The organism is Roseateles sp. Mitsp63 (assembly GCF_059491535.1).
In genome coordinates, this window is the sequence record NZ_CP168509.1 from 2,807,068 (window position 1) to 2,833,109 (window position 26,042).

At 73.6% G+C, this 26,042-nt stretch carries 27 protein-coding genes; 5 read left to right on the forward strand and 22 right to left on the reverse strand.

Annotation, left to right across the window (positions count from 1 at the left end; translation table 11 throughout):
* Positions 1-71: 71 nt before the first annotated feature.
* The 20 genes from sctT to ACEN96_RS12405 form a co-directional block, all read right to left on the reverse strand.
* Positions 72-884 (reverse strand): type III secretion system export apparatus subunit SctT, encoded by an 813-nt coding sequence (sctT, locus tag ACEN96_RS12310; RefSeq protein ID WP_495588297.1) that lies wholly within the window; start codon positions 882-884, stop codon positions 72-74.
* A gap of 28 nt (positions 885-912) precedes the next feature.
* Positions 913-1,185, reverse strand: a complete 273-nt coding sequence (gene sctS / locus ACEN96_RS12315; RefSeq protein ID WP_495588298.1) for a type III secretion system export apparatus subunit SctS — start codon at positions 1,183-1,185, stop codon at positions 913-915.
* A 74-nt stretch (positions 1,186-1,259) separates the two neighbouring features.
* A complete protein-coding gene (sctR, locus tag ACEN96_RS12320) occupies positions 1,260-1,910 on the reverse strand; it encodes a type III secretion system export apparatus subunit SctR (protein WP_495588299.1) in 651 nt (216 codons plus the stop codon).
* 9 nt (positions 1,911-1,919) lie between these two features.
* Entirely contained in the window at positions 1,920-2,738 is an 819-nt protein-coding gene (locus tag ACEN96_RS12325) for a hypothetical protein (RefSeq protein ID WP_495588300.1), read from the reverse strand.
* The gene (locus ACEN96_RS12330; protein WP_495588301.1) at positions 2,735-3,424 is read right to left on the reverse strand and encodes a response regulator transcription factor; all 690 of its coding nucleotides are present in this window, start codon (positions 3,422-3,424) and stop codon (positions 2,735-2,737) included. The genes ACEN96_RS12325 and ACEN96_RS12330 overlap by 4 nt, the downstream gene beginning before the upstream one ends.
* Positions 3,421-4,674: a sensor histidine kinase gene (locus tag ACEN96_RS12335; protein WP_495588302.1), complete on the reverse strand. Its 1,254-nt coding sequence runs from the start codon at positions 4,672-4,674 to the stop codon at positions 3,421-3,423. The genes ACEN96_RS12330 and ACEN96_RS12335 overlap by 4 nt, the downstream gene beginning before the upstream one ends.
* Positions 4,675-4,687: 13 nt before the next feature.
* Positions 4,688-5,602 (reverse strand): hypothetical protein, encoded by a 915-nt coding sequence (locus ACEN96_RS12340; protein ID WP_495588303.1) that lies wholly within the window; start codon positions 5,600-5,602, stop codon positions 4,688-4,690.
* Positions 5,599-6,312 (reverse strand): GNAT family N-acetyltransferase, encoded by a 714-nt coding sequence (locus tag ACEN96_RS12345; RefSeq protein WP_495588304.1) that lies wholly within the window; start codon positions 6,310-6,312, stop codon positions 5,599-5,601. Before ACEN96_RS12345 ends, ACEN96_RS12340 begins: the two co-directional genes overlap by 4 nt.
* Complete coding sequence (locus ACEN96_RS12350) at positions 6,287-7,018, reverse strand: hypothetical protein (protein WP_495588305.1); 732 nt, start codon at positions 7,016-7,018, stop codon at positions 6,287-6,289. Before ACEN96_RS12350 ends, ACEN96_RS12345 begins: the two co-directional genes overlap by 26 nt.
* A complete protein-coding gene (locus ACEN96_RS12355; protein ID WP_495588306.1) occupies positions 7,012-7,542 on the reverse strand; it encodes a hypothetical protein in 531 nt (176 codons plus the stop codon). The genes ACEN96_RS12350 and ACEN96_RS12355 overlap by 7 nt, the downstream gene beginning before the upstream one ends.
* A complete protein-coding gene (locus tag ACEN96_RS12360) occupies positions 7,539-8,894 on the reverse strand; it encodes a FliI/YscN family ATPase (RefSeq protein WP_495588307.1) in 1,356 nt (451 codons plus the stop codon). The genes ACEN96_RS12355 and ACEN96_RS12360 overlap by 4 nt, the downstream gene beginning before the upstream one ends.
* A complete protein-coding gene (locus ACEN96_RS12365) occupies positions 8,891-9,538 on the reverse strand; it encodes a FliH/SctL family protein (RefSeq protein WP_495588308.1) in 648 nt (215 codons plus the stop codon). Before ACEN96_RS12365 ends, ACEN96_RS12360 begins: the two co-directional genes overlap by 4 nt.
* Positions 9,535-10,185, reverse strand: coding sequence for a hypothetical protein (locus tag ACEN96_RS12370; RefSeq protein WP_495588309.1), 651 nt, complete (start codon positions 10,183-10,185; stop codon positions 9,535-9,537). Before ACEN96_RS12370 ends, ACEN96_RS12365 begins: the two co-directional genes overlap by 4 nt.
* Positions 10,178-10,960 carry a type III secretion system inner membrane ring lipoprotein SctJ gene (gene sctJ, locus ACEN96_RS12375; RefSeq protein WP_495588310.1) on the reverse strand — a complete coding sequence of 261 codons (783 nt, stop codon included), beginning with the start codon at positions 10,958-10,960 and terminating at the stop codon, positions 10,178-10,180. Before sctJ ends, ACEN96_RS12370 begins: the two co-directional genes overlap by 8 nt.
* Positions 10,961-10,964: 4 nt before the next feature.
* Positions 10,965-11,390, reverse strand: coding sequence for a hypothetical protein (locus tag ACEN96_RS12380; protein WP_495588311.1), 426 nt, complete (start codon positions 11,388-11,390; stop codon positions 10,965-10,967).
* Positions 11,387-11,677, reverse strand: a complete 291-nt coding sequence (locus ACEN96_RS12385) for a hypothetical protein (RefSeq protein ID WP_343640280.1) — start codon at positions 11,675-11,677, stop codon at positions 11,387-11,389. The genes ACEN96_RS12380 and ACEN96_RS12385 overlap by 4 nt, the downstream gene beginning before the upstream one ends.
* 71 nt (positions 11,678-11,748) lie before the next feature.
* Positions 11,749-12,717, reverse strand: a complete 969-nt coding sequence (locus tag ACEN96_RS12390; protein WP_495588312.1) for a SctD/MshK family protein — start codon at positions 12,715-12,717, stop codon at positions 11,749-11,751.
* On the reverse strand, positions 12,714-14,801 hold the full coding sequence (sctC, locus tag ACEN96_RS12395; RefSeq protein ID WP_495588313.1) for a type III secretion system outer membrane ring subunit SctC: 2,088 nt from the start codon (positions 14,799-14,801) through the stop codon (positions 12,714-12,716). The genes ACEN96_RS12390 and sctC overlap by 4 nt, the downstream gene beginning before the upstream one ends.
* Positions 14,802-14,826: 25 nt before the next feature.
* A complete protein-coding gene (locus ACEN96_RS12400; protein WP_495588314.1) occupies positions 14,827-16,797 on the reverse strand; it encodes an FHIPEP family type III secretion protein in 1,971 nt (656 codons plus the stop codon).
* Entirely contained in the window at positions 16,794-17,675 is an 882-nt protein-coding gene (locus ACEN96_RS12405; protein WP_495588315.1) for a lytic transglycosylase domain-containing protein, read from the reverse strand. The genes ACEN96_RS12400 and ACEN96_RS12405 overlap by 4 nt, the downstream gene beginning before the upstream one ends.
* Before the next feature lie 335 nt (positions 17,676-18,010).
* On the opposite strand from ACEN96_RS12405, the gene sctU reads away from it, so the two are divergent.
* The 5 genes from sctU to ACEN96_RS12430 all read left to right on the forward strand — a co-directional run bounded on the left by sctU (position 18,011) and on the right by ACEN96_RS12430 (position 23,330).
* Positions 18,011-19,186: a type III secretion system export apparatus subunit SctU gene (gene sctU / locus ACEN96_RS12410; RefSeq protein ID WP_495588316.1), complete on the forward strand. Its 1,176-nt coding sequence runs from the start codon at positions 18,011-18,013 to the stop codon at positions 19,184-19,186.
* Between the two features lie 203 nt (positions 19,187-19,389).
* On the forward strand, positions 19,390-20,064 hold the full coding sequence (locus ACEN96_RS12415; protein ID WP_495588317.1) for a hypothetical protein: 675 nt from the start codon (positions 19,390-19,392) through the stop codon (positions 20,062-20,064).
* 152 nt (positions 20,065-20,216) lie between these two features.
* Positions 20,217-21,470, forward strand: coding sequence for a TolB family protein (locus ACEN96_RS12420; protein WP_495588318.1), 1,254 nt, complete (start codon positions 20,217-20,219; stop codon positions 21,468-21,470).
* 56 nt (positions 21,471-21,526) lie between these two features.
* Positions 21,527-22,582: a TolB family protein gene (locus ACEN96_RS12425; protein ID WP_495588319.1), complete on the forward strand. Its 1,056-nt coding sequence runs from the start codon at positions 21,527-21,529 to the stop codon at positions 22,580-22,582.
* A gap of 31 nt (positions 22,583-22,613) precedes the next feature.
* Positions 22,614-23,330 carry a DUF6683 family protein gene (locus ACEN96_RS12430; protein ID WP_495588320.1) on the forward strand — a complete coding sequence of 239 codons (717 nt, stop codon included), beginning with the start codon at positions 22,614-22,616 and terminating at the stop codon, positions 23,328-23,330.
* 18 nt (positions 23,331-23,348) lie between these two features.
* Here the strand turns inward: ACEN96_RS12430 and ACEN96_RS12435 are convergent, their stop codons facing one another.
* On the reverse strand, positions 23,349-24,185 hold the full coding sequence (locus ACEN96_RS12435; protein WP_495588321.1) for a hypothetical protein: 837 nt from the start codon (positions 24,183-24,185) through the stop codon (positions 23,349-23,351).
* Between the two features lie 130 nt (positions 24,186-24,315).
* Entirely contained in the window at positions 24,316-25,938 is a 1,623-nt protein-coding gene (locus tag ACEN96_RS12440) for a TIGR02594 family protein (protein WP_495588322.1), read from the reverse strand.
* Between the last annotated feature and the right edge of the window lie 104 nt (positions 25,939-26,042).

Below are 26,042 nucleotides of genomic sequence, written 5' to 3' on the forward strand. Positions count from 1 at the left end.
TTCTCATCGGTGCGCCGGATCGGCCGGAACCGGCATGTGGTAGCGATACCACGGGCGCCGTGCCCGGGCGGCTACTGGAACATCCGCTCCAGCAGATGCCGCAGCACCTGCGGCTGTCCGACCAGCCGGCCGGCGAGCAGGTCGGCGAGGAAGGCGACCTGGACCCACAGCAGCCACATCACCGCGATCATCTTCAGCGAGCTCGCGATCGAGGACAGGTTGAGCTGCGGCGCGAAGCGGTTGACCAGGCCCAGCGACAGGTCCATCACCCACGACAGCAGCAGGGCCGGCGCCGCGACGATCAGCGCCAGCAGCATCAGCTGGCCGAAGGCGGTCTCGAACAGCAGTTGACCGCGCGGCAGCAGCGACAGCGAGGGCGTCGACAGCGGCCACATCGCGTAGCTGTCGAGCAGGCTGCCCACCATCAGCATGAAGCCGCCGCAGCTCATGAACACCCAGCCCGCCAGCCGCGACAGCAGCGCCCCGGTCAGCGAGGTCTGATGGCCGCCCAGCGGATCGACGATCTGCGCCATCGTCGCGCCGACCTTGGTGTCGATGATCTGGCCCGCCGCCTCGAAGGCCCACAGCAGCACGGCCCAGAAGAAGCCGATCGCCACGCCGATCACGACCTCGCGGCCGAAGCGCAGCAGCATGGCCCAGGCGTCGTCCCAGGGGATGGCCGCCTGCAGCAGCGCCGGCCCCTGCAGCGCCAGCGCGAGCGCGGCCAGGCTCATGAAGATGGCGTTGCGCACCAGCGGCGGCACCACGTCCTGCGTGAACAGCGGCAGCAGCAGGAAGGCGCCGATGATGCGGGCCGCGCACAGGCCCCACAGCAGCAAGGCCTGCGTCAGCGACAGGGTGCCGAGGAAATCGGAGGGCTGCATCGCCGGGACCGCGCGGGGCGTGCCGCGGCTAGCGCCGCGTCACCAGGCTGGCGAAGTCGCTGAACACGCGGTCGGCGAACTGGTACAGCCCGCCGCCCAGCAGCGACGCGGTCACGAACAGCGTGATCACGATCGCCACGAACTTCAGCAGGTAGGGCAGCGTCTGCTCCTGCAGCTGCGTGGCGGCCTGCACGAAGGCCACCAGCAGCCCGACGATCGCCGCCAGGATGATCGGCGGCGCCGACAGCAGCAGCACGAACCACAGCGCCTGCTGCGTCAGCTGGATGACTTCGGCGTTCATGGCAGGGACCTCGCGGTGACGGGGCAGGGAAGGCGCGGCGTCGATGGCATCGGGGTGTCCGGCGTGTTCGGGGATCAGTGGTAGGTCAGCACCAGGCCATGCACCAGCTTGACCCAGCCGTCGATCAGCACGAACAGCAGCAGCTTGAACGGCAGCGAGACGGTGGTGGGCGACAGCATCTGCATGCCCATCGCCATCAGGATGTTGGCGATGACCAGGTCGATGACAAGGAAGGGCAGGAAGATCAGGAAGCCGATCTCGAACGCGACCGACAGCTCGCTCACCGTGAAGGCCGGCACGATGACGATGAAGTCGCGATCGCTGAGCAGCCCGGCCGAAGCAGCATCCAGCGCGTTGCGCGCGGTCTTCAGGAAGAAGGCGCGCTCCACCGGCCGCGTGTGGCGGATCAGGAACTCGCGCAGCGGCTCCTTGGCGGTGTCGGCCGCGGACAGCATCGCCTGCGCGGAGTTGCCGATCTTCTGCTCACCCAGCCGCTGCTGCATCTGCACGCCCACCGGATACATCACGTAGAGGCTGAGCACCAGCGCCAGGCCGTTGAGCACGATGTTGGGCGGCGTCTGCTGCAGCGCCAGCGCGTTGCGCAGCAGCCCGAAGACGACGACCAGCTTGGTGAAGGAGGTCACCATCACCGCGACGAAGGGGGCCAGCGCCAGCAGGACGACGGTCAGCAGCGCCGAGGCCGGCGAGAAGGTGGTCAGGTCCATGGCGGGGGATCAGGGCCGGATGGCGGCGGTCGAAGGCGAGGGGAGGGACTCCGGCGGGGCGGCCATCCGCGTGACGCGCAGCGCGTGGCCGCGGCCCCAGGGCAAGGCCTGGCCCTCGGCCAGGCAAATCGGCGCCGCGCCGCGCCGGTGAAGGTGCAGCTCCAGGCGCAGCGGGGCGTCGAGCACGGGCGGCGTGTCCCGGCGCGCGTGACCGGTCCAGCCGGCGAGCACGGGCACGGGCAGCGGATCGGGCAAAGTCATGCGGACTTCGAGTCCATCGAACCCGCCATCGCCATTGCAGCCGTCGTTGCCATCGTCGCTGCCGTCGTCATGGGCAGCGCCCAGGCGGCGCAGCGCGACGGGCCACGGCCGCGAGAAGCTCGCTTCCATCAGCAGCACGCTGCCCACCGCGAGTCCATCGAGCCCCTCGGGCGGCAGCGGTTGACGCGTCAGCAGCAGCTCGGCATCGAGCGAGGGCCAGCGCAGGCCGAGGCCATCGGGCGGCGCGGGCAATGCGCGCAGCCGGCGCCAGGGCAACGCCAGGCGCGGCGCGCGTCCTTGTCCGGCGACGGTCGCGTGGATCCAGTCGCCCCAGGCCTCGTCCGCGCGGGCGTCGGCAGGCCGCCAGTCGAGCCCCTCCTCCGGCGCGAGCCAGTCCTCGAGCGCGGTGATCCAGGCCGCGTCGTCGCGCAGCGCCACGGCCGCGCCGGTCGCGTCGCCGACCGCGTCGCCCCACGACAGCCGCACCGGCGCGCCGCCGGCCCAGGCGCGCAGTTCGAAGCCGGACCGGCCCGCCGGCGCGGCCCCGCGCTGGAGCAGCGCGCTCATGCCTGCCGGCTGACCATCATCCGGGTCAGTTCCGCCACCGATTTCGCGCCCATCTTCCCCATGCCGCGCGCGCGATAGAGCTCGATGGTCTTGACCGACAGGTTCATCCGGTCCGCGATGTTCTTGTTGTAGATGCCCTGGATCACCAGCGCGAGCACCTCGCGCTCGCGCGGGGCCAGCGAGGCCTCGCGGCGGCGGAACTCCTGCTGCGCCGCGAGCGTGCGGGCATCGGCGTCCTCGCCGTCCGGCGCCGCCGTCCGTGGCAGGGCGGCCGCGGCCGGCCGGCTGAACGCCGCCTCCAGCGCCTCCAGCAGCGCGGACTCGTCCAGCGGCTTCTCGAGGAAGCTGATCGCGCCCTTGCGCATCGCCTTCACCGCGAGCGCCACGTCGGCATGGCCGCTCATGTAGACCACCGGCAGCCGCAGTCCCTGCTGCGCCATGCGGTCGTGCAGGTCCAGTCCCGAGACCTCGGGCATGCGCACGTCCATCAGCACGCAGCCGGGGCGGCCGGGCGGATGCGCCGCCATCGCGGCCAAGGCCTCGGCCGGATCGCCCAGCGACAGCACGTCGTAGCCGGCGGCATCGAGCCAGAACAGCGCCGATGCGCGGAAGTCCGCGTTGTCGTCCACCAGATAGATCTGGGCCTGCGCCTGGCCGGCGGCGGTGCTCGCAGTGGTCGCGCTCATGCGGACATCTCCCTTGCTGTGGTGTTCATCGCGGTCCTGGCGGTGTCGTCCTGTCCGTCGCCGCTCGCGGCGGCGGCCACCGGCAGGTCGACGTGGAAGCTGCAGCCGCGGTCGTCGTTGCGGCTGAACCAGAGGCGCCCCTGATGCAGCTCGACGAAGGACCGGCAGATCGCCAGCCCCACGCCCATGCCCGAGGGCTTGGTCGAGTTGAACGGCACGAACAGGCGGCTCTGCGCGTCGTCGGACAGGCCGCAGCCGTTGTCGCGCACGGTCAGCGTGGCATCGCTCGCGCCGGCGTCGTGGCGCAGCGTCACCGTGAGCAGCGGCTGCCGCGGCGGCGACTGGCGCATCGCGTCGAGCGCGTTGCGCATCAGGTTGACGAGCACCTGCTGCAGCATCGTCGCGTCGCCGCGCACCTGGACCGGCGTCGCGGGCAGGTCCAGGCGCAGCCGCACCTGGCCGCGTTGCAGGTCCCAGTCGAGCAGCGCGGCCGACTCGCGCGCCAGCGCGGCCAGGTCGATCAGTTGCTGGCGCGGCCGGCGCGAGTGGGTGAACTCGCGCACGCGGGCGATCACGCGGGAGGCAAACATCAGCTGCTCGATGGACTGATCGAGCGCTGCCGCCTCCTGCGGCGTCATCGCGGCGGATCCGGCGCGGCGCGACAGCCGCATGCGCAGACCGCGCATCAGGTTGCTCGCCGCGCCGATCGGCTGATTGAGCTCATGCGCGAGCGTGGTGGCCATCTCGCCCACCGAGATGACGCGCGAGGTGAACAGCAGCTGCTCACGGTCGTCCAGCTGCCGCTGCAGCGCCTGCACGCGTTCGCGCCGGTCGCGCAGCCGCACCAGCACGCGGCCGTCAGGCAGCCGCCGGGCGCGCGCCTCCCAGGCCGCGTCGGCACCGAGCGGCAGCGGCGTCATCGCCTCGTCCAAACCGGCGTCCGCGTCTTCGCTGGTGTTGCCATCGGCGCTTTCATCGGTGTTTCCCTCGGCGCTTCCCTCGGCGGATCTGCGGGTTCCCGCGAGCGCGGCGCCCAGTCCCGGCAGGACCGGCTCCAGCGCGTCGAGCGTCGATGGCCAGGCGTGATCCGGGCAGGCCCGGCGCCATGCGGCCGACGTGCGCGGCGGTGCGCCCTCGGCGAGCAGCAGCGCGGGCTCGTCCATCAGGTCGAGCCAGTCCTCGGCAGTCATCGCGGCCGCCGCCGTGGCGGACCCGGCGGCGGCGAGGGCGGGAACGGACAGATCGTTCATCGGGCCTCCGGCATCAGTCATCCATCCAGCAACCGCGCGTGGCCATCAGCCACAGGCTCCATTGCGAACCGAGCGCGGCGCGGAACCCATTGCCGCCGTCCAGGCGCACGCCCAGGTCGGACCAGCGGCGCTCGGCCGCCAGCCCGGGCCCGATCTGCAGCACGGCGGCGGCGCGCGTTTCGCCGGGTTCGGGGCACGGGGTCATCTGCCAGGACTGGCCCGGCGCGGCTTCCTTGACCATGCGCGAGCAGAACCAGCGCGAGGCGGCGGGCGGCTCGGCCACCCACATCAGGCGCACCGGCCAGCGCGTGCCGTCCAGCACGAGACCGCCCGGACCGGCGCACCCCATCAGCAGCGACGCCCAGGCGGGCGCCTCCGTGACGGTGCCCGGCGCGGCGCTCGCCTGCCGTGTGCCGCAGACCAGCAGCACGCGCCGGCCGCAGGCCCACTGCGTGCGCGCCAGCTGCAGCCCGCGCAGCGCGGCCAGCGACTCGGCGCGCGTCCATCGGCGCGCCAGCGCCGCGAGCCAGTGCTCCGGCGGCGAGTCCACCATCTCGTGGCCCCACGACGAGGAGCGGTCGTCCGGCGGCATGAAGTCGTCATCGAGCGCGCGCTGGCGCCTGCCGTCGCGGAAGGTCCGGCGCGCGGCGGAGTCCGCCGATGCATCGGGCCGCGGCGGCAGCGTCATCGCGAAGTGCGTCGCATCAAGACGCAACTCGCTGAGCCGCATCGGCGTCGCCGGCTGCTGCGTCGCGGACGAGGCCGGCAAGGCCGGCTGCGCGGCCTCCTCGCGCGCTTCCGAGGGCGGCGCGGCCTGCGCCACCTGCTGCGCCATCTGCGCTTGCGCCTGGCGCCAGAGCGCCATCGCGCCGCCGCCGATCGCCTCCGAGGCGCCGACGGCCGGGAGGCTCAAGGGGGAGCCGCTCATGTCCTCGCCTCCACGGCGGTGTCGCGGCCATCGACCGCTCCAGCGCCCAGGCGCCGTGAACGCGCGGCGCGCAGGCGCTCGCGGCGCGGCAGGCGGCGCCAGCCGCTCCAGTGTGCGCGCTCGATCGCCGCGTAGACGCCGGGGCGGCCGTCGTAGTCGTCCAGCCCTTGCTCCTGGAAGCCGAGCGCCGCCAGACAGGCGCGCGCCGAGCGATTGTCCGGATCGCAGGTGGCCCACACGCGGGGCAGGCTCAAGCGGTTGAAGGCGTGGTCGAGCAGCAGCTCGCCGCCTTCCATCGCGAGCGCGCCGCCCCAGGCGCCGGGCACCAGCCGGCTGCCGAGCTCGATCGCGCCGTCGCCGCGCGCCGGCAGCGGCATCAGGTTGAACCAGCCGATGAAGCGCGGCGCGGCGTCGTCGCCGCCGCCGGCCGAGGCGTGCCAGATGCCCAGGCCCTCATGGCGGCGGTAGACGCGGCTGACATGGACGAGGAACTGCACGGCGGTCAGCGTCTTGTCCAGCGGCTGGTCGTCGAGCAGGTGCGCGCGCAGCCGGCGGTCCGCATGCATGCGCATCAGGTCGGCCAGGTCCTCGGCGCAGAACTCGCGCAGCCGCAGCCGCTCGCCGCGCAGCCAGGGCGCGGGCGGCGCGTCGGGCAGGCGGGGCGAGGGCGAGGGCGAAGGGGGCTCAGCGCTGATCAGCGGAAGCGTCATCGTCGGACCTTTCATCGAAGGGGTCGCCGCAGCGGCGGCCGATGGCGGAACGAGGCGTGTCGATCGAGACCTGCAGCGATCCCGGCGTCACGCCGCTGCGCGCGAGCCGGGCGGCCAGACGGTCGAACTGCGCGGCGCTCACCGCCGGGATCGCGCCGGGCGGGATCGCCGCGGACATCGGCCCGGACATCGGCGCGGACATCGGCGCGGAGACGCCCGCGGGCATCGCGCCCGCGGGCAGGCCGACCTGGACCGACCAGCTGGCCTGGACACCGCTTCCCGCGCGCAAGCCGGCCTCGGCGGGCTGGCGCTGCGCGTTCAGGGTCAGGGGCGCGGCATGGGCATGGGCGCTGATCTCGAGCTGCCACTGGCGCGGCAAGGCGCCGGGCTCGCGGGCGAGCGCGAGCAGCGTGGGACTCGACGCCGGCGGCGCGGAGCCGGGCGACGGCGGCGGCACCGCCGCCGGGGCATCCGTGCGCTGCGCCACTGGCGCCGCGGCCAGGGGGATCAGAGGGGGCTGCGCATCGGTGGACGCGGCCTCGCCGCCGCGCTCGTCCCGCGAGGACTCCTCCTCGCGCAAGCGCAGCCGGAACGCAGCGGCCATCGGCAGCGCGGCCAGGTCGACCGGCTCGCGCGCGCCAGGATCGCGCGGTCCGTTCAACGGCACCGCCTTCGCGCCGGCGGCAGATCCTGGTCCGATCACCATGCGCGGCCTCCCGCGGCGCGGTCTTCGCGCTCGGCATCCTGGCGGCGCTCCTCGCCGCGCGCGCGATGGCGCCGTTGCTCGTCGAGCAGCGCCGACGCCAGCGACTCGCGATGCTCGCAGCGCGCCAGTTCGCGCCGGCGTTCGGCGAGGCGATCCTGCGCCTGCTCCAGCACCCGCTCGTCATTGATCAAGGCGTACTCCTCGCGTTCGAGTTGGTCATCCAGCCAGGCGCGATGCGCCGAGGCCCACGGCGCCCATTGCGGCAGCCGCGCGGCGAGCCGGCCGGCGATGTCGGTGAGCAGCTCGGCGCGCGAAGCGCGCGTGCGCGTCACGCGCTCCTGCCGATGGTCCAGCGCCTGCTGCGCGCGGCTCACGTGGTCACTGGCCTCGGCCACCGCGCTGCGCGCGCGGCGCAGCTGCAGTTCGCGCAGCTGCAGCAACTGGCGCGCGTCGGCCGGGGCGAGGCCACGGCCCGGGGCCGCCAGGTCCGCCAGGCCGGGCAGGGCTCCGAGCGGCGCGCTCATGCCAGCGCCTCCAGCAGCGCGCGGCGGCAGTCGCCCCACGCGGTGTGCTCGTGCGGTGGCTGGCGCAGCAACGCGTGCAGCCGCGGCAGGCGCTCGATGGCCTCGTCGGCGAGCGGATCGCTGCCGGCGCGGTACTCGCCGACGCGCAGCAGGAACTCCACTTCCGCGTGCCGCGCCAGCAGCGCGCGCAGCCGCGTGGCGGCGCGCTGGTGCTCGGCGTCGGCGACGCGCGAGAACACCCGGCTCGCGCTGTCCAGCACATCGATGGCGGGATAGTGCTGCGCCTGCGCCAGCTTGCGCGACAGCTGCACGTGTCCGTCGAGCAGCGAGCGCACCTCCTCGGCGATCGGGTCCTCGCCGGACTCGTCCTCGGCGAGCACCGTGTAGAACGCGGTGATCGAGCCGTGCGCGTCGTTGCCGGCGCGCTCGAACAGGCGGGGCAGCTCGGCGAAGACCGAGGGCGGATAGCCGCGCCGCACCGGCGGCTCGCCGGCCGACAGGCCCAGCTCGCGCAGCGCGCGCGCATGTCGCGTGACGGAGTCCATCATCAGCAGCACGCGCCGGCCGCGCGCGCGGAAGCCTTCGGCGATCGCGGTGGCGACCACGGCGGCGCGGGCGCGCTCCAGCGCGGGGCGCTCGGAGGTCGAGACCACCACCACCGAGCGCGCCAGCCCTTGCGGACCGAGCGCGTCGTCGATGAACTCCCGCACCTCGCGGCCGCGCTCACCGATCAAGGCGATCACGTTGACGTCGGCCTGCGCGTGGCGGGCGAGCATGCCCAGCAGCGTCGACTTGCCGCCGCCGGCCATCGCGAACACGCCCACGCGCTGGCCCTCGCCGACGGTCAGCGTCGCGTCGATCGCGCGCACGCCGGTGGCGAAGGGGCGTTCGACGGGCCGGCGCGACAGCGGATGTGGCGCCTCGCGATGCAGCGGCGCGCGCTCGCACGGCGGCAGCGGCAGGCCGTCGATCGGCGCGCCCAGCCCGTCGAGCACGCGGCCCAGCAGCGCGTCGTCGCAGGGCACGGTGGCGCGGGATTCCTCGGCGATCACGAGCGCGCCGACGGGGAGGTCCTGCAGCGGGCTGAAGGGCGCGAGCAGCAGTTCCCCATCGGCATAGCCGACCACCTCGGCGCGCAGCAGGCCAGCGGGCATCGCATGCCCGGCCCGATCCGCGCCGCTCTCCCGCGAGGGATCGACGATGTGGCAGATCTGTCCGATGCGCGCGCGCAGGCCGCGGGCGCGCAGCAGCGTGCCGACGGCCTGCACCACGCGGCCGCGCTCCTCGAGCGGCTGCGCATGCTGCAGCGCCTGGAGCAGGCGCGCGGTGGCGGGGGACGGGCTGTCGATCACTTCAGCCCCCAGCCGCGCGCGAGCCGTTCGAGCTGCACCTCGAGCGTCGCGTCCGCATCGCCGCTGGGGCCGCTCAGCCGGCAGGCCTCGAGCGGCAGGGCGGCGTCGCCCTGCACCGACCACTGCGCGCCCGCGTCATTCGGCGCGCCGGCGTTCGACGCCGTCATCGCGGCGAGCACGGCGCGCACGTCCTCCTCGTGGGCGGGATGAACGCGCAGCACCAGCGCGCCGCCATCGGGCAGCGACTGGCGGGCGGCTTCCTGCGCCAGGCGCACGAGGCGCTCGGCCGCCGGCAGCTGGCCAAGCAGCTTGCGCGCGATCTGCAGCGCCAGCATCGCGAGTTCGTCGCGGCAGGCGTCGCGCGCTTCGGCGATGGCCTGCTCCGCGGCGGCGAGCACGGCGGCCGACGCGCGCGCGCCTTCGGCCAGTCCGGCCGCGCGTCCTTCCGCCAGGCCCTGCGCCAGGCCCGCCGCCCGTGCGTCCTCGCGCGCCCGCTCGGCATCGCGCGCGAGTCCGGCGCGCTCGTCGGCCAGCCGCGCGCAGAGCTGATGGACGTCCTCGAGCGCGACGACTTCTTCCGGCGAGAACAGCCGCCGCGGGCTCGCGAGCGAGGGATCGTCGCCATGCCAGAGCAGGTAGCTCATGCGGCGCTCCCTTCAGGCATCGGCTGCGCCGCGCCCGTGGCGGACAGCGCCGCGGCCGGTGTTGCGGTGCCGAGCTGCAGCGCGCGCTCGGCGAGCGCCAGCGCATGCGGCGCCGGCATCATGAGTTCGGCGAGCGGGGCCAGCGCCTGGCTGACCGCGTGACGCAGCGCGCCGTGCGGCAGCGTGCAGACCAGCACCGCGGCGCCGCAGCCGCGCAGCAAGGGCGCGACCGCGGCGGGGTCGACCGTGCCGGCCGAGCCTCCCTCGGCCTGGCCCTGCGGCCAGTCGGGCAGGCCCGCGGGCAGGGCGGCGGCCTGCAATGGATCGCCGGCGCGCAGCAGCGCGCGATAGAACGCATCGCCGACGGCGCCGCGCAGCGCCTGCACGCGCCGGGCGTCGATCCAGCGGCGCAGCGCCGGCGCGCAGAACACGGCACCGACGCGGCGCTGCCAGAGCAGCAGGGCCTCGTCGGAGACGCCCAGCCAATCGGGCGCGGCGTCGAGCGCTTCCCAGCCCAGCGTGGCCGCGGCCACGGGTGCGCCGCGGCGCAGGCGCTCGGCGATGCGGGCGCGGCGCTCGCGCCGCAGGCGCAGCCGCTCGCGCGCCGGCATGCCGCCATCGTCGATGGCCAGGGCGATCTCAGCCATGGGGCGTCTCCGAGCGCACGATCAGGGCCGGCTCGCGGGTGCCGGTGCGCGGCCGCGCGCGGCGCTGCCGCACCAGCCAGGCCGCGCCGACCAGCGCCGCGCCGCCCAGCGCCAGCGACGCCGGCAGCCACGGCGAGGCCAGCGCGAGCTCCGCCGCCGGCTTCGCCACGGGCACCGGCGCGGGCGCGGGCAGCGCCGGGAACAGCGCCACCGTGACCTTGTCGGCGGGCAGCCCCTCGACGCTGTTGATGATCAGCGCGCGGATCTTGGGCGTCAGCGCGGCGAGGTCCACGTCGGGCCGGTGCTTGATGAACACCGACGCCGCCGAGGGCTGCGGCTTGTCGTCCAGCGGGTGCTTCTCCGGCACGACCAGGTGCACGCGCGCGGCGACCACGCCGTCGATGCTCGCGACCGTGTTGGAGAGTTCCTGCGACAGCGCGTACAGCAGCCGCGCCCGCTCCTCGAGCGGCGTGGACACGAAGCCCTCGCGCTTGAAGACCTGGCCCAGCGAGTCGTAGCTCTCGCGCGGCAGGCCCTGCGCGCGCATCAGCTGCACGGCCGCCGGGAAATCGTCGGCGCCGACGTGCACCGCGTAGACCTTGTCCTCGCGCAGCTTCTCGGCGGCGATGCCGCCCTCGCGCAGCGCGGCGACGACCTCGTTGGCCTGTCGCTCGGTGAGGTCGCCATACAGGGTCTGTTCCTTGCACGCGGCCAGCAGCGCCGCCGTGGCGGCGATCAGCAGGACGGTGCGCGGGGAGCGGTGCGGTCGGCGCATGGCATCAGCCTTGTTGACGGAAGAGTTGCTGCAGCCCGTCCGACCCGCGGTTGGCGATGTTGGCGGTGAGCTGGCAATGGAACATGAACTCCTGGCAGCGCAGCGTCAGCTGGACCACGTCGCCGGGCCGCATGTCGTTGCCCGCGGCGCGGGCCGACTCGGCCAGGCGGCCCAGGCTCTCGGCCTCGGCGTTGATGTGGTCGAAGGGCTTGAACAGCTGCGCGGCGACCTCGGAGGCCGGCGCCACGCGCGGGGCGCCGGCGCGCCCCTCGGCGCGCAGCAGCGCCTGCTCGAAGCCGCCGATGTCCGCCAGCGACAGGCCGTAGCCGGCCCGCGCGCCCGATGCGGATCCCGCGGCGCCGGCCTCGCCGGCCGGCCAGGCCGGTCCGGCGGTGAGCGCCGGCAGTCCCAGCGTGCCGGTCGCGCTCATTGCTTGCGCGCCATCGTTTCGAGCGCGGAGCCCACCGAGGCCAGCGCCGTGTGCGACGAGTTGCTCAGGAAGCCCATCTCCAGGGACATCGCGGTCAGCTCGGTGATGTCGGCCGGCTTGTCGGCCGATGCGTCGCCGATCTGCGCGGACTTGGCGCTGATCTGGTCGGCCTTGGCGTCCAGGGCCTTGCCCCAGGCGTCGGCCATCGCCTCGAACCAGCTGCCGGTGCCGCCGCCGGTGCCGCCGGTGGCCGCGCCGAGCAGGGAGTTGCGTTGGATCGTGCTCATGGGATGCTCCTTGGTTGGTGGTGGAGGAGGAAATCGCGCCGGTGTCCGATGGGTGAGGACGGCCGGCGGCGTCAGAAATCGATGCGGGTCTCGCGCCCGTCGCGTTCCAGGACCACGCCCTGCGGCAGCACCGCCGCGAGGCGATGGCCGCTGGGCAGCGTCGCCCCGACGAAGTAGCGCCCGCCGTCCGCGGTGACCAGATGCGGCAGCGCGCCCTGGCTGACCAGCGTGACGATGCGCTTGCCGGGCTCGTTGCCGGCGGCGGGCAGCATCGGCGCGGCGGGCGCGGCCGGCTCGGGCGCGGGCTTGACGGCGGCCACGGCCGGCGCGGGGGCGCTCGGCGCCGTGGGCGGCGGCAGGACGTCCTGCGGCTGCTGCGCGGTCATGGCGATGGGCGCCGGGGCCCGATGGACCGCCGCCTGCGGCGCGGTCGGCAGCGTGACCAGCAGCGACCAGACGAGCCCCGCGACGCCGAGCACCGCGCCGCTGCCGGCCAGCCACGCGTCCAGGCGGCCGCGCGCCGGCGGCTCGTCCGCCGCGCCGTGATCGTGTTCAGCAGCGTCGTCGTGGCCTTCGTCGTCGTGCCCGGAGGAAGCGCCCGGCAACTCCTCGGCGGCGGCCAGCGCCCAGATCGGCGTCTCCGTATCGCCGAAGGCGATCGCGAGCGAATCGCCCAGCTGCAGCGGCACCTGGCGCGGCCATTCGAAACGGGACCCGGCGCCCTGCGGCTCGCCGTCCATCGCCACCTCGCCGCGCAGCACCTCGCAGCGCGCCTGGCCGCGGGCCAGCGCGCGCAGCCGCAGCCGCACCGGCGCCTCGCCGAGCAGCTGCAGGTCAGCGGGCTCGCCGTGGACCTCGCCGTCGTCGCCCACGGCGAGGATCAGCGCGCGGCCCGGCTCCGGCCAGGCGATCGCCGCGCCCGCCTGCGGACCGCCGAGGACGCGCAGCTCCAGCGGCGACGCCGGCTGCTGCGGCGCCAGCACGGGCTCCCGGGCGGCGGCGCCCGCGTCCGCGCGGGCTTGCGGATGTCGAGCGTTCATGAGGCGCTCCCGGTGGCGCGGCTCAGGCCGGCCGGCAGCGCGGCATCGGGACCGCGCGCCGGCGCTGGCGGCGCGGGCTGCGACAGGGGCGCGGGGTCGACGCGGCCCGGCTCGCGCGCGGGGCTCGTGATGGCCGGCGCGCCAGAGGGCAGGGAAGGCGACGAGGCCGCCGCGTCCGGCGCAGGCGCCGCCGCGCCGGCCGACGGGGGCGGCATCGGCGAGCCGCCTCCGCGCAGCGCGCTGTCGCCGGCGGGCCGGCCCGCGGGCGCCAGGCGCGGCGTGATCAGGAACATCCGCTCGATGCGGCTGTTGTTCTGCTTGTCGGTGCGGAACAGGTGGCCCAGCACCGGCACGTCGCCCAGCACCGGCACCTTGCTGACGCCGCTGCCGCTGCTGTCGCGCACCATGCCGCCGATCAGCAGGCTCTCGCCCTCGGTGATCAGCGCCTGGGTCTGGATGGTGGAGCGCTCCACCACGGGGATCTGGTCGACCTGGGCCGGCGTCAGGTTGCCGTCCTCGACCTGCACCAGCAGCTTGATGCGGGTGCGGTCGCGATCGGTGAAGACATGCGGCATCACCCGCAGCGAGGTGCCGGCGGTGACGTTGAACAGGTCGACCTGCTCGCGCCCGGCGACCCGCACGTAGAAAGTGGAGCTGCTGTCGAAGATCGCCTCGACGTTGGACAGCGTCAGCACCTGCGGGCTGGAGACGACCTTGGCCGCGCCTTCGTCCTGCAGCGCGCTGATGCGGGCGACGAAGTTGTTGCGGCTGCCCAGCACCGCCGAGATGAAGCCGCCGCGCCCCGAGGGCGTCACGTCGCGGCCGCCGCGCAGGTTGAGGTCGCTGGCGGTGCCGTTGCCGAAGAGGAACTCGCTGCCGCCCGGGCTGGACCAGCGCCAGTTGATGCCGAGTTCGCGCATGCGGTCGGTGTTGATGTCGATGACGGTGGCCTCGATCTCGAGCGCCTGCGGCTCGATGTCCAGCGCCTGGATCAGCGAGCCGTAGCGGTCGAGCCGGTCGGGCTGGTCGCGCACGATGATCGCGTTCAGGCGCGGATCGGCCTCGATGCGCGGGCCCGCCAGGGCGGCCGGCGCGGCGGCCTGCGGCTCGCGGCCGCGCATCGCGCCGGGGTACTGCATCGCGGCCTGCACGAGTTCCGCCTCGCCGCGGGCACCGTCGCCACCGCCGCCGTAATTGCCGCCGTAATTGCCGCCGTAATTGCCGTAGCCGCCCCCGTAGCCGAGCGTGCCGCCGGCGCCGCCCGCGCCAGTCACGCCGGCCGGCGAGGCCTGCGCCGCCAGGCCCTGACCGCGCAGGCCCGGCACGGTGCTGGCGCGATCGCGCGGCCCGGTCTGCGTGCCGCCGCCCGGCGCGCCGACCAGCGTGCGCAGGATCGATGCGACGCCCGGCACGCTGAAGGGCCGGCCGCCGACGGACATGCTGACGTCCTGCGCCCAGGCGTAGCGCAGGTAGAAGACGCGGAAGTCCTCGCGCCCGACCGCGCTCACCGCCGCCGACACCGGCTGCGTCGGGTCGTTGGCGCGCGTGAGCTCCGCGATCATGTCGATGAACGCGGGATGACCGCGCGCCACCAGCGTGCCGTCCGCGCCGCGGCGCAGCGTGTTCTGGCCGTCGGTGAGCTTGAGCTCCTCGGCATTGCGCAGCGTGCGCTGCGTGGCCAGCGCGCTGAGCGGGAACTGGCGCTGCTGCGTCTCGCGCGACGGCGCGATGTGCGTCACCAGGCCATCGTGGAAGACGACCAGCCCGTAGGCGCGCGCGATCTCCTGCAGCAGCGTCTGCGCCGGCATGCGGAAACGGCCGCTGACCTGGCCGCTCAGGTTGGGACTCAGGGACACCGGCGAGTCGATCTGCGCGAACACGCCTTCGAGGAAGGGCGCGAGCGGCTGCTCGCGCGCGGTCGCGATCACCGGCTGCGCGCCCTGGGCCCAGGGCATCGCGGCGGCATCCAGGCCGATGGACAGGGCCATCGCGGCCATCGCGGCGCTCAGGGCCGTGATGACGGAGCGGGGCGGGCGGGCGCGGCGCCGATGGCGGGGCAGGGCGGGGGAGCGCGGCAGGATCATGGACGGATTCCGGTTCGGGTCGGGCTCAGGCGGCCCTCAGCATCGGCAGCTCGGGGAGCTCGACGCGCTCGACGACCTCCAGCCGCAGGCTGGCGACGAGTTCATGGAAGGACAGCACCGGCGTGTCGAAGGCCTCGGCCTCGATCAGCTTGCGCACGTGCCAGCGCAGGTCCACCGCGGTGACGATGGCGGCCGCGCCGTGCGCGGCCTGCGCGGACAGCAGCGCGCCGGCGATCTGCTGCGCCAGCGCCGGCTCGATGGACAGCTGCGCCACGCCGCCGCTCACGCGCAGGCCCTGGCGCAGCGTCTCCTCCAGCGCCGGGGTCAGCATCAGGCAGCGCAGCACGCCGCCGGGCGCGACCCGGTGGCTGGTCTGGCGCTTGAGCGCGATGCGCGCGAACTCGGTCAGCGTCTGCACGTCCTTCTCGCGCTGGCCGGACTCAGCCAGCGACTCCAGCACGTCGCGCAGGTTGCGGATCGAGACCTCCTCGGCGACCAGGCGCCGCAGCACCTCGGCCACGCGCTGGATCGGCAGCGCGCGCAGCACTTCCTTGACCACGTCGGGCAGCTCGGCCGAGGCCTGCGTCAGCATCGCGGTCGTCTCCTGGATGCCGACGAACAGCGGCGCATGGCGGCGCAGCGTCTGGCGCATCGCCTCGGCCAGCAGCGGCGCGACCGGGCCCGCGGCGGCCGGCGGCATGGCGCCGGCGGCCACCGGGGTCTCGTAGACCATCAGCTCCCAGACCGCGCCGTGACCGGCATCGCGGCCATGCAGCGCGATGCGCGGCAGCGGCACGCCCAGGTGCAGCTGGAAATCCGCCACCATGCGGCCCAGCGCGTCGCCGAGCGCGCGGCCGTCGTCGCCGCGCAGCGCCGGCGCCGGCAGCAGCAGGAGCAGCGGCAGCGCCGGCGGCAGCTGCGCGGCGGGCGCCTCCTGGATCGCGGGCGGCGCCTCGCGCTTGCCGGCGGGCAGGGCCCGGCCGCGCAGCCGCTCCAGGCGGCGCTGCCAGATCGGCATCAGCAGCAGGCCGCTCGAGAGCATCAGCAGGCCCAGGAGCAGGAACACCGGCGCCGGGAAGCCCGGCACCATCGAGAACAGCGCGCACACCGCGCCGCCGACCACCAGCACCCGCGGCTTGGCGCCGAGCTGGCGGCGGATCGCGTCGCCGAGGTGGCGCTCGTCCTCGTCGGCGGTGCGGGTCACGATCAGGCCGGCGGCCATCGCGCCGAGCAGCGCCGGGATCTGCGCCACCATGCCTTCGCCGATCGACAGGATCGAGTAGGTGTGCAGCGCCTGGCCCACCGCCAGGTCCTGCTGCAGCACGCCCACCGCCAGGCCGCCGATCAGGTTGATGGCGATGATGACGATGCCGGCGATCGCGTCGCCCTTCACGAACTTCATCGCGCCGTCCAGGCTGCCGTGCAGCTTGGATTCGAGCTCCAGATGGCGGCGCTTGCGCCTGGCCTCGTCCTTGTCGATCAGGCCGGAGCGCAGGTCGGAGTCGATCGACAACTGCTTGCCCGGCATCGCGTCCAGCGAGAAGCGCGCCGCGACCTCGGCCACGCGTTCGGCGCCCTTGGCGATGACGATGAACTGGACCACCGTGATGATCAGGAACACCACCAGCCCGACCACCAGGTTGCCGCCGGCCACCAGCTTGCCGAAGGTGGCGATGATGTGGCCGCCGTCGGCATGCAGCAGGATCTGGCGCGTCGTGGCGATCGACAGCGACAGCCGGAACAGCGTGGTGATCAGCAGCAGGCTGGGGAAGACCGCGAATTCGATCGGCCCGGCGATGTACATCGCCACCAGCAGCAGCAGGACGCCCGAGGCCATGTTGGCCGCCACCAGCAGATCGATCAGCCACAGCGGCAGCGGCAGCACCATCAGCGCGACGATGGCGATCACGCCGGCCACCAGCAGCAGGTCGACATAGCGCGACAGCAGCCCCTCGCGGCTCCCGGTGGCGCGATCGAAGTAGGCGTGCAGGCTCATGGCGCGGCGCCGCCCGGGCTCGCGACGGTGACCTCCCGCAGCGCCCGGTAGGCGCGCAGGACCTGCGCGACGTAGTCGCGGGTCTCCGGATAGTCGGGGATGCGGTTGCCGTGGCGCTGCACCGCGCCCTCGCCGGCGTTGTAGGCCGCCAGCACCAGCGGCAGGTCGTTGCCGAAGCGCGCCTGCAGCGTCTTGAGGTAGGCCGCGCTGACCTCGACGTTGAGCGGCGCGGCCATCAGCTCGCGCTGCGGATCGCGCAGGCCGAAGCGCCGCGCGGTGGCGGGCATCACCTGCATCAGGCCGCGCGCGCCGGCCGGCGACACCGCCGCGGCGTTGTGGCGTGACTCGACATGGGCGATCGCGTGGAGCAGCAAAGGGTCGATGTCATGGCGCTCCGCAGCCGCGTTTAACGTTTGCGCCATCGCAAGGATGCGCTGCGTGGCGCTTTGTTTCGACGGGAACGGCGCTGGCGGAAAGGGCCCCTGGCGGGCCGGACGCATCGATGGCATCGACATGTCCGGCGCATCGGCCGTTTCAGGGGCGAGGCGGCCGGAGCGATAGCCGGTCGCATAGAGCTCGAGCTGCGCCGCGCGCGGCGCCTGCGCCGGCGTGGCCGCTTCGGCCGCCGCCGCGCCGCTGCAGTAGCGCGCGACCAGGCTGAACTTGGCCGGCGTCAGGTCTTGCCCGGCCGCCGCAAGCCCTGACCCCGGCGCGATGTCGGGCACCTGGCAGTGCACCGTGTCGGCCGCCCGCGCGAACGGCGCGGCGCCCAGCAGCAGCAGCGGTGCCAGGAACGAAAGCGGAAATGGAAACGTCGAGCGCGCCCGAGCGCTGATGAAGCGTTGCGTTGCGGCCCGACCGTTCTGCGTGGAAGGCATCGGTCGTGTTCTCCCTGTTCGGGGCGGACTATTCCGATGCCGGCGCGATTCACCAATAGCTCCAACGGCCAGGCGTAACGGTGTGTTTCAAACCGCGTCGCGATGGCACAGCGCTTGCCATTAAGCGTAGTTGCAAGCATCAAAACGTCAGGTGCCGGGAGGCACCCCCTAAGAAACAGGTGCTTACGTTTGAAACGGGTTGGTCATCCAAGTCCCATGGAATCTGCGTCGAATGTGAACTCTTTCACGCGGAATGACCCTGCCCGGCGGTCGGCGAGCGACCGGGGCGGGGCCGTGTCTCCGCGTCAACCTCAGTTCCAGGAGGACCCGGGAGGATGGCCGACAGCGGTGGCGACAAGACCGAGAAACCCACCCCGAAACGCCTGCTCGATGCCCGCAAGAAGGGCGACGTGCCCAAGAGCCGCGACCTGGTCAGCACCGTCACGCTGCTGGTCTGGGTGCTGCTGTTCGCGGTGCTGATCCGCCCCGCGGCGGACCGGCTGTGGGCGCTCAACGAGCTGCTGTTCATCGCGCTGGAGCGCGGGTGGGACGCGGGCGGCTTCGCGCAGGTGGCGCGCTCGCTGGGCGGCGCGGCGCTGGAGTGCGTCGCGTGGCTGACCGCGGCGCTGCTGCTGCCGGTGGTGGCGGTGGGGCTGCTGACCGACTTCCTGCAGGTCGGCGCGGTGTGGGCGATGGAGAAGGTCTCGCCCAAGCTCGAGCACCTCAACCCCGCCGAGGGGATCAAGCGCATGTTCTCGATGGACAGCCTGATGGAGCTGGTCAAGAACGTCGCGAAATCGGCGGTGCTGCTCGGACTCGGCTGGCTGCTGGTGCGCCACAGCCTGCCGCAGTGGATCGCGCTGCTGCGCCAGGACGGCGATGGCGCGCGCGCCTTCGGGGACCTGCTCTGGGACGCGACCTGGCGGCTGGGCGCGTGGGCGCTCGGCGCCTTCGTGCTGGTGGCGATGCTGGACACCGCGTGGCAGCGCCACTCGTTCACGAAGAAGATGCGCATGAGCCTGCGCGACATCAAGCAGGAGTTCAAGGACAACGAGGGCGATCCGCTGCTCAAGCAGCAGCGCAAGCAGGCGCATGCGGAGTGGTCGCAGCAGAACTCGTCGCAGGCGGCGCGGGTGGCCAGCGCGCTGGTGGTGAACCCGACGCACATCGCCGTGGCCATCGACTACGACCGCGAGCGCTGCCCGGTGCCGTCGATCTCGGCCAAGGGCGAAGGCGAGGTCGCCGCCGCGATGCGCGCGGCCGCCGAGGAGGCCGGCGTGCCCATCGTGCGCAACGTGCCGCTGGCGCGCGACCTGCTCGCGCGGGCCGAGGTCGGCGAGGCGATCCCGCCGGACCTGTTCGACATCATCGCCGAGGTCATCCTGTGGGCCCGCGAGGTCCGTCGCGAAGGACAGCGCGAGACGGATGGCATCGCCGCGCCCGGCGAGGACCTCACGGTGCGCCGCCGGGACGGCGCGAATGCGGACAACCCTAGTCGGGACGCGCCCTGACTGCCGACGGTCCTGACTTTCGGGGAAGGGCGCTTGGGACTGAAATGCAATCCGTCGGCGCCGCGAAGGCTTCCGGGATTCCGGGACCAGGCGGCGCGGGCTTCGAGTTCATCGGCCGCCACGAGGCGACGGGTGATGGTCAACAGAGCAGCCGTCGAGTCCTGGGCATCGGGACCGCGGCCGCGACATTCAGGAGAGAAGCAATGTCTGGAGCTTTGAACAGCGTTCTCGGCGGTAGCGGCGGCGGTCTGCTGAGCGCCATCGGTGGTCTGGTCGGCGGCGCCTTCGGCGGCCCCATCGGCGCCATGATCGGCCAGGCGGTCGGCAACCTGCTGCAGGACGCGATCGGCGACGCCGTCAACGGCGCGGTCAACGAGCTGCAAGAGAAGCACGGCATGCCGAAGTTCATCGGCGACGAGATCAAGGACGCCTCGCGCTCGACGCTGGCCGGCCTGCGCGACAACAGCGTCTCGGCCGACCTGCAATCGGCGGTGAAGTCGGAGGCCGGCGGCGCCTTCGACAAGTTCAAGACCAACCTGCAAGGCAGCCTGGTCGACGAGGTCCTGTCGCAGGTGCGCCGCACCGCGACCGGCGACGACGACTCCGGCGAAGGCGGCTGGCTGCAGGCCATCGCCAAGGCCATGGGCAAGGTGCTGGGCGACAAGGCCAGCCACCTGGTCGGTCTGTCGGCCGAGATGTCCAAGCTGAACAAGAAGACCGGCGACGTGGAGACCGACAAGGCCAACGCCGAGACCTTCAACCAGAAGATGACCGAGTTCCAGGCCACCAGCCAGGAATACAGCATGCTGAACAACACCTTCTCCACGGCGATCAAGTCGCTGGGCGAAGCGCTGGGCTCGATGGCCCGCAAGCAGTAAGGCGAACGACGGCGCGCCCCGGCGACGGGGCGCCGGCCGCGATGGCGGAGGGGGCTGGGCCTCCTCCGCCTTTTCCGTTTCTTCCGCTGCCTCGCATCCCTCTCGCATCCTCCCGCCTTTCCCCACCAGGTCCGATCCAGGAGTTCCAGACGATGAGCGCACGCACCGACACCCGTTCCCGCCGCTCCGAGCCCGCATCGCTGAAGGCGGCGCTGGCCGGCGTGGCCGCCGCCGTGGCCGTGGCGGCCTGCGGCGGCGGCGGCGGGGACGCCGCGCCGGCACCGCCGCCGGTCTCCGGCACCAATCCCAACGCGCCCGCGCCGGCCCCGGCCCCAGCGCCCGCTCCGGCACCTGCACCGGCACCTGCACCTGCACCTGCACCTGCACCTGCACCGGCGCCGGCACCGGCACCGGCACCGGCGCCCGGTCCCACGGCGACGCCGACCGATCAAGGCCGCCTCATCGTCGACACCAGCGGCGCCGGCCCGGCGCGCATCACGCTGGCCAGCGGCACTGCCGACACGCTGCCGCGCAGCCAGATCGCGACCGCCTACTCGAGCCTGCCCGACGCCTGGTACGGCGGCTGGGGCGGCACGCTGACGCGCGTGGACGACTCGGGCAACCTGACGATCTTCTCCACCGCGACGATGGCCGATGCCGGCGGCATCAAGGCCGCGGACCTGGCCAACACCGACCAGCCCGACTACCAGAGCCCGGTGCGCGTGTCGCCGAACGGCCAGTACCTGCTGTCCTACTTCAAGGCCAACTACCGCAGCAGCGCGCCGCTGATCACGGTGATGGACCGCGCGGGCCGCATCGTGGTGTCCGGCTCGAACTTCAGCTACGACCGCTTCGCGCATCGCCAGCTGTTCGACTGGCTGCCCGATGGCCGCTACGTCTACCTGGCCGGTCCGCGCATCGTGGTGGCCGACCTGGCCGCGGGCGTCGAGACACCGACGGCGCTGACATTGCCCGCCAACGTCGAGACCGATGGCGGCTCGCTGCGCGTCAGCCCCGATGGCACGCAGCTGCTGCTGACGCTGCCCACGACGCTCAACGGCACCACCTTCATGCTGCTCTACGCCGTGAACCTGGACGGCACGGGCTGGCGCCAGCTGACCAAGCCCTCGGACCGCGCCGCGACGGCGGGCGCGCGGCTCGCGCACTCGAACGCGGTGTGGTCGCCGGACGGCCGCTGGATCGCGTTCTCGGTGCGAGGAGTGAATCCCGGTGTCCCCGGTTTCAACGAGGTGTGCCAGCCGGTGCTGGTGATACCGTCCAGTTCGAACGCGCTCGCCATCGACGGGCTGTCCGATGCCGCGGACGCGAAGCTGACCGTCACCGGCGCCGATGGCGCGAAGAAGGTCATCAACGATTGCGGAGGCTGGGGGATGAGCTGGCAATGACGGAGGGATCGCGCGGAGCCCCTGAACACCGGGGCAGGCGATGGGCGGCGGCCGCGATGCCCGTGTTCATCGGGATCGCCGCGCTGGCCGCGCTCGTTGGCGGCGCGATGCCGACCGCCTCGGCGGCTTCTGCGGCTTCGGCGGCCACGGCGAACCTGCCCGGCCGGATGCTGGTCGAGGACAGCCGCGGACGCGCCTTCGACACGCGGCTGATCGAGCTGTCCAGCGGGCGCTCGCGCGTGCTGCCGCGCAGTCCCGCCGGCCAGGCGCAGACCAGCGCCGACGTGTGGCAGCCGGGCCAGCCCGGCGGCAGCGGCACGCTGGTGCGCACCGACCCGGTCGGCAACCTGTCCTTCTTCGATGCCCGCTCGCTGCGCGAGGACGGCGGCATCGGCCTGCAGCCGCTGCGCCAGCGCGGGCTGGATCCCAAGTTCCGCTCGGCCATTCCATCGCCCGACGGCCAGTTGCTGGCCGGCTACTGGTGGCCCAATGGCGACGGCAAGCCGCGGCTGTTCGTCATCACGCGCGGGCTGAAGCTCATCGACAACGGCTCGCCGCTGCGCTATCCGACCGAGCGCGCGACGCTGGCCATCGACTGGCTGCCCGATGGCCGCTACGTCTACCTCGCGGGCGACACGCTGGTGGTCGCGCGGCCGGGCGGGGGCATCGTGTCGCAGAACCGGCTCGCGCTGCCGCGCGCGGTGGACCCCGAGGGCGCGCGCCTGAAGGTCAGCCCCGACGGGCGGCATGTGCTGCTGACGCTGCAGACGCGCGGCGAGGTGCCGCTGGGGCTGCTCTTCACGGCGCGCATCGATGGCAGCGGGCTCAAGCTGCTGACCGAGCCCGGGCCGCGCCTGGCGCGCGGCAACGTGCGCCTGTCCATGCAGGGCGCGACCTGGTCGCCCGATGGGCGCTGGATCGCGTTCGTGGTGCGCGGCGTCAATCCGGGCATGGCCGGCGGCTACGACGCCTGCCGGCCGGTGCTCGTGCTGCCGTTCGACGAGAGCGCGCATGTCGTCGACGGCGTCGGCGACGAGGAGCGCTACGGCCTCCGCGTCGCGGGCGACGGCGCCCCGCTGAAGTCCTGCGGGACCGTCGGCTGGTTGCCTTGAATCCTGGAACCGCTTGAACAGGGAGAGTGCGATGTCGATCCATCGATCCATCCGGACCACGACGGGAGGCGCCACGATGGGCGGCGCCATGAAGGTGGCGATCGCCGGCGCCGCGCTCGCGGCGATGCTGGGCGGCGCGCCGCTGGCCGCGCGGGCGCAGGTGCTGGAGCCGTTCCCGGAGCTGCTCGACGAGGCGCTCGGCCGGCCGTCGCCCGGGGCGGCCGCCGCGGTGGGCAGCCAGGCGCCCATCGCCAATGCCCCGCCACGCGTCGAGCAGAACGCGCGCGAGATCGCGCAGCGCTTCCCGAAGGCGCAGCAGGCGGCGATGCAGTCGACGCTGGCGCAGAGCCTGGAGGTCTATCAGAAGCTCGAGGCCAAGTTCGGCTGGCCGCGCAACGACGTGGCGGGCGCGGTGGCGGCCTTCCTGGTCGGCAACTACATGGTGATGAAGGGCGCGCAGGTGGCGGACGAGGACTTCGTCGCCGTCGCGCAGCAGCTGCGCGCGAGCCCGCAGCTGCGCAACACGCTGGGCCGGCAGTCGCCGCAGGCGCTGCGCGACTTCTATGAGCAGCAGGCGATGGTGGGCACCTTCATGGCGCTGGCGCAGATGTCCAACGAGAAGCAGCCGCTGCCCGCCGACCGGCTGGCCAACCTGCGCGACTCGGCGCGCGCGAACCTGCGCATGGCGCTCAAGCGCGATCCGTCGCTGATGACGATCGGGCCGGCCGGGATGACCGTCGGGCCCTGAGCGCCGCGATGCAAGGGCTCAGCCCTTGCACCGGCTGAAGACGCTGCGCGAGGCGTTCAGGTATTCGATGCGCCAGCCGCGCGGCGTCCACGCGAGCGTCATGGCGTCAGCGAGGTTGAGGCCCCGCTTGGTGCTGCTCACCGGCGGCATGTCGATGCGGGGATCGGCGGGATCGGCCAGCATCTGGCCGATCGTGATGCCCTTCACCGGCGCGATCACGTCCGGCATGCAGCGCGCGCCGGTGCGCATGATCGAGGACGGCGCTTCCATCACATCGGGCCCTTCGGCGAACTGGACCTTGGGCAGCGACAGGCGCTGCAGCAGCGCGCCGTCATCGCGCGCGATGGCCTCGCGCAGCGCGCGCCAGAACTGCACCAGCGCGCCATCGCGGTCGACCGAGGCCGTGCAGCCCTTGGCACCGGGCGTGAGCGTCGCCGAGGGCGCCAGCGCCAGCGCGCCGCACTGCGCCGGTGACACCGTCACGCGGTAGCTCGCGCCCGAGCGCGTGACATTCATCTGGTAGGGCTGGTGGAGCAGCGCGTCATTCCACGCGAAGCGCCAGGAGCCATCGGGCTGCGCCTGCGCCGGACCCGAGCTGGACACATCGCAGTCACGCGTGCCGGCGACGACCGACGCGCCGGCGGCCAGCGGCGCGCCATTGCCGTCGAGCCGGACGAAGAAGCGGTTGATGTCATCGGCCGAGCACGACAGCAGCGTGGGCGGCGTGTCGATGCCGGCGGCGGGTTTCTCCGCGGCGTTCGGCGAGCCGGCCTTCGACGGCGCATCGGCGGCGATCGCCGGGCCGCTGAGCGCGGCGGCGAGCAAGGGAGGGAGGAGGGACAGGCGAGCGTGCATCGGAAGCGCCGGCCCGTCGGCCGGAAAGCGGCGATGCCGGGCAGTATCGGCGCGAGGCACCGCCTGTCCGGCATCGAAGGGTGACCGCGTGTCGCGGGAAGTGGGGGCGGTGTTCAGCCGCCTTCCGGACTCAGGGCGCGCGGCGCACCCCGATGGCGTCGGAGAGCGCGCGGGTCGAGTAGGTCACCGCATCGGGCCGGGTGCCGTCGGCCTGCAACTGGCCGCGCTGGTTGCCGCCGAGCACGCGCACCTGGCCGTTGGCCAGCACCGCGTCGACGATCGCCACGTGGCCCTGCGCCGGGTTGTTGCCGCGCGGGAACACGATCACGTCGCCGGGGCGCACGTGCGCGGCGTCGCGGGGCACGGCCTGCCCCCAGTTCAGCCAGCTGCGCGCCGCGGCGCTGCCGCTGCCCTGGATGCCGGCCTGCTGCATCGACCAGTTGACGAACGAGGAGCACCACGAGGTCTCGTCGTCCTTGGCCTTGAGCGAGGTGGCCTGGTGGTACTCGACGACGCGCGGGTTGTCGCGGCCGCCGCGAATCTCGGTGGTGCCGAGCTCGCCGCGGGCGATCTCGAGCCAGCGCGGCGCGTTGCCTGCCGCGGGCGCGCTCGCGGGTGCCGTGGCCGCGGGGGCGTTGGTCAGCAGGCCCTGGCGATCCAGTGCCGTCTCCACGGCGTTGGTGCGGCGCTGCTGGTCGGCGCGGATGACGTTCTGCACCTCGGCTTCCGTCGGCGCGCGGCCGAGCTGGTTGCGCGCGATGGTGACGAAGCCGCTGCCGGCCTGGCCGCCGTTGCTGAGGTGGAAGCGCTCGCCGGTCGAGCGGTCGACGTAGCTGTTGACGCGCAGGTCCGTGAGATGCGCCGCGTCGATGGGCTGGCCGCGCAGCGTGTCGAGCTGGTTGAGGAAGCGCTGCGCGGCGGTGGGCGACTGGTTGTAGAGGTCGAGGTAGGCCGAGGCCAGCCGGGCGTTGTTCGGGTCCAGGCCGGCCTGGCGCGCGGCGGCCTCGTAGGCGGGCAGGCGGTCCTGCAGCGTCTGCAGCTGGCGGCGGTCCGCGTCGGCGGGGCTCGAGGCCGCGTGCTGGTACGAGAAGGAGCCGCGGTTGTGGGCCGCGTTGCCGGGGTCGGTGTGACCGCCGTAGGCGGCGGTGAAGCCGCCGTCGGGGCGCCGGGTGCCTTCGGCATTGCCGATGACGATCGCGGCGGGCGCGTTGGAGCCGAGCACCGGATCGGTGAAGCGGCGCAGGTCGATCGAGGCGTTGGCGTGACCGGCGATGGGCGCGGCCGCTTGCTGGACGGCGGTGCCCACGGCGGTGTCCACCGAGGCTCGCGCGGCCGAGTCGCCGGGCACGGGCGCCGGGGCGGGGCGGTGGATCAGGTCGCCGATGTTCAGCAGGTCGGGGTCCTGGCCGCGGCCGCTGCCGCGATGGCTGCCGAGCTTGCTGGCGTCGAACTGCGGGTTGGCGGCGAGCAGCTCCTTGACGCTGACGCCCCAGTGCGCGGCGATGCCGGCCAGGGTTTCGCCGGCGACGACGCGATGGTCGCGCTCGAGTCCGGCGGTGGCCACGGGGATCTTCAGCTGCTGACCGACCTGGAGCCGGTCGGGGTCGGCGGCGCCGCGGCCGGCGTGGCCGTCGGCCTGGCGGGCGTCCATGCCGTTGGCGCGCATCAGCGCTTCAGGCGAGACGCCATGGCGATGCGCGATGCCGGTGACGGTGTCGCCGCTCTGGACGCGGTAGTTCTGCACTGCACTCATGTCGGGCTCCTTGTCTGCCGGCCATTGGAGGACGCCGGCGGGCGCGGCGGAAGCCGGGGCGTCCGCGATCGGACGGGCCGCGGCGCGCCGGGCATGGGGACGGC

What these genes read in the sequence shown, in the direction of transcription:
- sctJ (WP_495588310.1), bottom strand. Translation starts at nt 10,960, where the DNA reads ATGCGCCGACCGCACCGCTCCCCGCGCACCGTCCTGCTGATCGCCGCC.
- ACEN96_RS12340 (WP_495588303.1), bottom strand. Translation starts at nt 5,602, where the DNA reads ATGAGCGGCTCCCCCTTGAGCCTCCCGGCCGTCGGCGCCTCGGAGGCG.
- ACEN96_RS12370 (WP_495588309.1), bottom strand. Translation starts at nt 10,185, where the DNA reads ATGGCTGAGATCGCCCTGGCCATCGACGATGGCGGCATGCCGGCGCGC.
- ACEN96_RS12355 (WP_495588306.1), bottom strand. Translation starts at nt 7,542, where the DNA reads ATGAGCGCGCCGCTCGGAGCCCTGCCCGGCCTGGCGGACCTGGCGGCC.
- ACEN96_RS12330 (WP_495588301.1), bottom strand. Translation starts at nt 3,424, where the DNA reads ATGAGCGCGACCACTGCGAGCACCGCCGCCGGCCAGGCGCAGGCCCAG.
- ACEN96_RS12345 (WP_495588304.1), bottom strand. Translation starts at nt 6,312, where the DNA reads ATGACGCTTCCGCTGATCAGCGCTGAGCCCCCTTCGCCCTCGCCCTCG.
- ACEN96_RS12365 (WP_495588308.1), bottom strand. Translation starts at nt 9,538, where the DNA reads ATGAGCTACCTGCTCTGGCATGGCGACGATCCCTCGCTCGCGAGCCCG.
- sctT (WP_495588297.1), bottom strand. Translation starts at nt 884, where the DNA reads ATGCAGCCCTCCGATTTCCTCGGCACCCTGTCGCTGACGCAGGCCTTG.
- sctC (WP_495588313.1), bottom strand. Translation starts at nt 14,801, where the DNA reads ATGATCCTGCCGCGCTCCCCCGCCCTGCCCCGCCATCGGCGCCGCGCC.
- sctU (WP_495588316.1), top strand. Translation starts at nt 18,011, where the DNA reads ATGGCCGACAGCGGTGGCGACAAGACCGAGAAACCCACCCCGAAACGC.
- ACEN96_RS12380 (WP_495588311.1), bottom strand. Translation starts at nt 11,390, where the DNA reads ATGAGCGCGACCGGCACGCTGGGACTGCCGGCGCTCACCGCCGGACCG.
- ACEN96_RS12420 (WP_495588318.1), top strand. Translation starts at nt 20,217, where the DNA reads ATGAGCGCACGCACCGACACCCGTTCCCGCCGCTCCGAGCCCGCATCG.
- sctS (WP_495588298.1), bottom strand. Translation starts at nt 1,185, where the DNA reads ATGAACGCCGAAGTCATCCAGCTGACGCAGCAGGCGCTGTGGTTCGTG.
- sctR (WP_495588299.1), bottom strand. Translation starts at nt 1,910, where the DNA reads ATGGACCTGACCACCTTCTCGCCGGCCTCGGCGCTGCTGACCGTCGTC.
- ACEN96_RS12335 (WP_495588302.1), bottom strand. Translation starts at nt 4,674, where the DNA reads ATGAACGATCTGTCCGTTCCCGCCCTCGCCGCCGCCGGGTCCGCCACG.
- ACEN96_RS12425 (WP_495588319.1), top strand. Translation starts at nt 21,527, where the DNA reads ATGCCCGTGTTCATCGGGATCGCCGCGCTGGCCGCGCTCGTTGGCGGC.
- ACEN96_RS12385 (WP_343640280.1), bottom strand. Translation starts at nt 11,677, where the DNA reads ATGAGCACGATCCAACGCAACTCCCTGCTCGGCGCGGCCACCGGCGGC.
- ACEN96_RS12430 (WP_495588320.1), top strand. Translation starts at nt 22,614, where the DNA reads ATGTCGATCCATCGATCCATCCGGACCACGACGGGAGGCGCCACGATG.
- ACEN96_RS12405 (WP_495588315.1), bottom strand. Translation starts at nt 17,675, where the DNA reads ATGCCTTCCACGCAGAACGGTCGGGCCGCAACGCAACGCTTCATCAGC.
- ACEN96_RS12350 (WP_495588305.1), bottom strand. Translation starts at nt 7,018, where the DNA reads ATGGTGATCGGACCAGGATCTGCCGCCGGCGCGAAGGCGGTGCCGTTG.
- ACEN96_RS12440 (WP_495588322.1), bottom strand. Translation starts at nt 25,938, where the DNA reads ATGAGTGCAGTGCAGAACTACCGCGTCCAGAGCGGCGACACCGTCACC.
- ACEN96_RS12390 (WP_495588312.1), bottom strand. Translation starts at nt 12,717, where the DNA reads ATGAACGCTCGACATCCGCAAGCCCGCGCGGACGCGGGCGCCGCCGCC.
- ACEN96_RS12415 (WP_495588317.1), top strand. Translation starts at nt 19,390, where the DNA reads ATGTCTGGAGCTTTGAACAGCGTTCTCGGCGGTAGCGGCGGCGGTCTG.
- ACEN96_RS12325 (WP_495588300.1), bottom strand. Translation starts at nt 2,738, where the DNA reads ATGAGCGCGCTGCTCCAGCGCGGGGCCGCGCCGGCGGGCCGGTCCGGC.
- ACEN96_RS12400 (WP_495588314.1), bottom strand. Translation starts at nt 16,797, where the DNA reads ATGAGCCTGCACGCCTACTTCGATCGCGCCACCGGGAGCCGCGAGGGG.
- ACEN96_RS12435 (WP_495588321.1), bottom strand. Translation starts at nt 24,185, where the DNA reads ATGCACGCTCGCCTGTCCCTCCTCCCTCCCTTGCTCGCCGCCGCGCTC.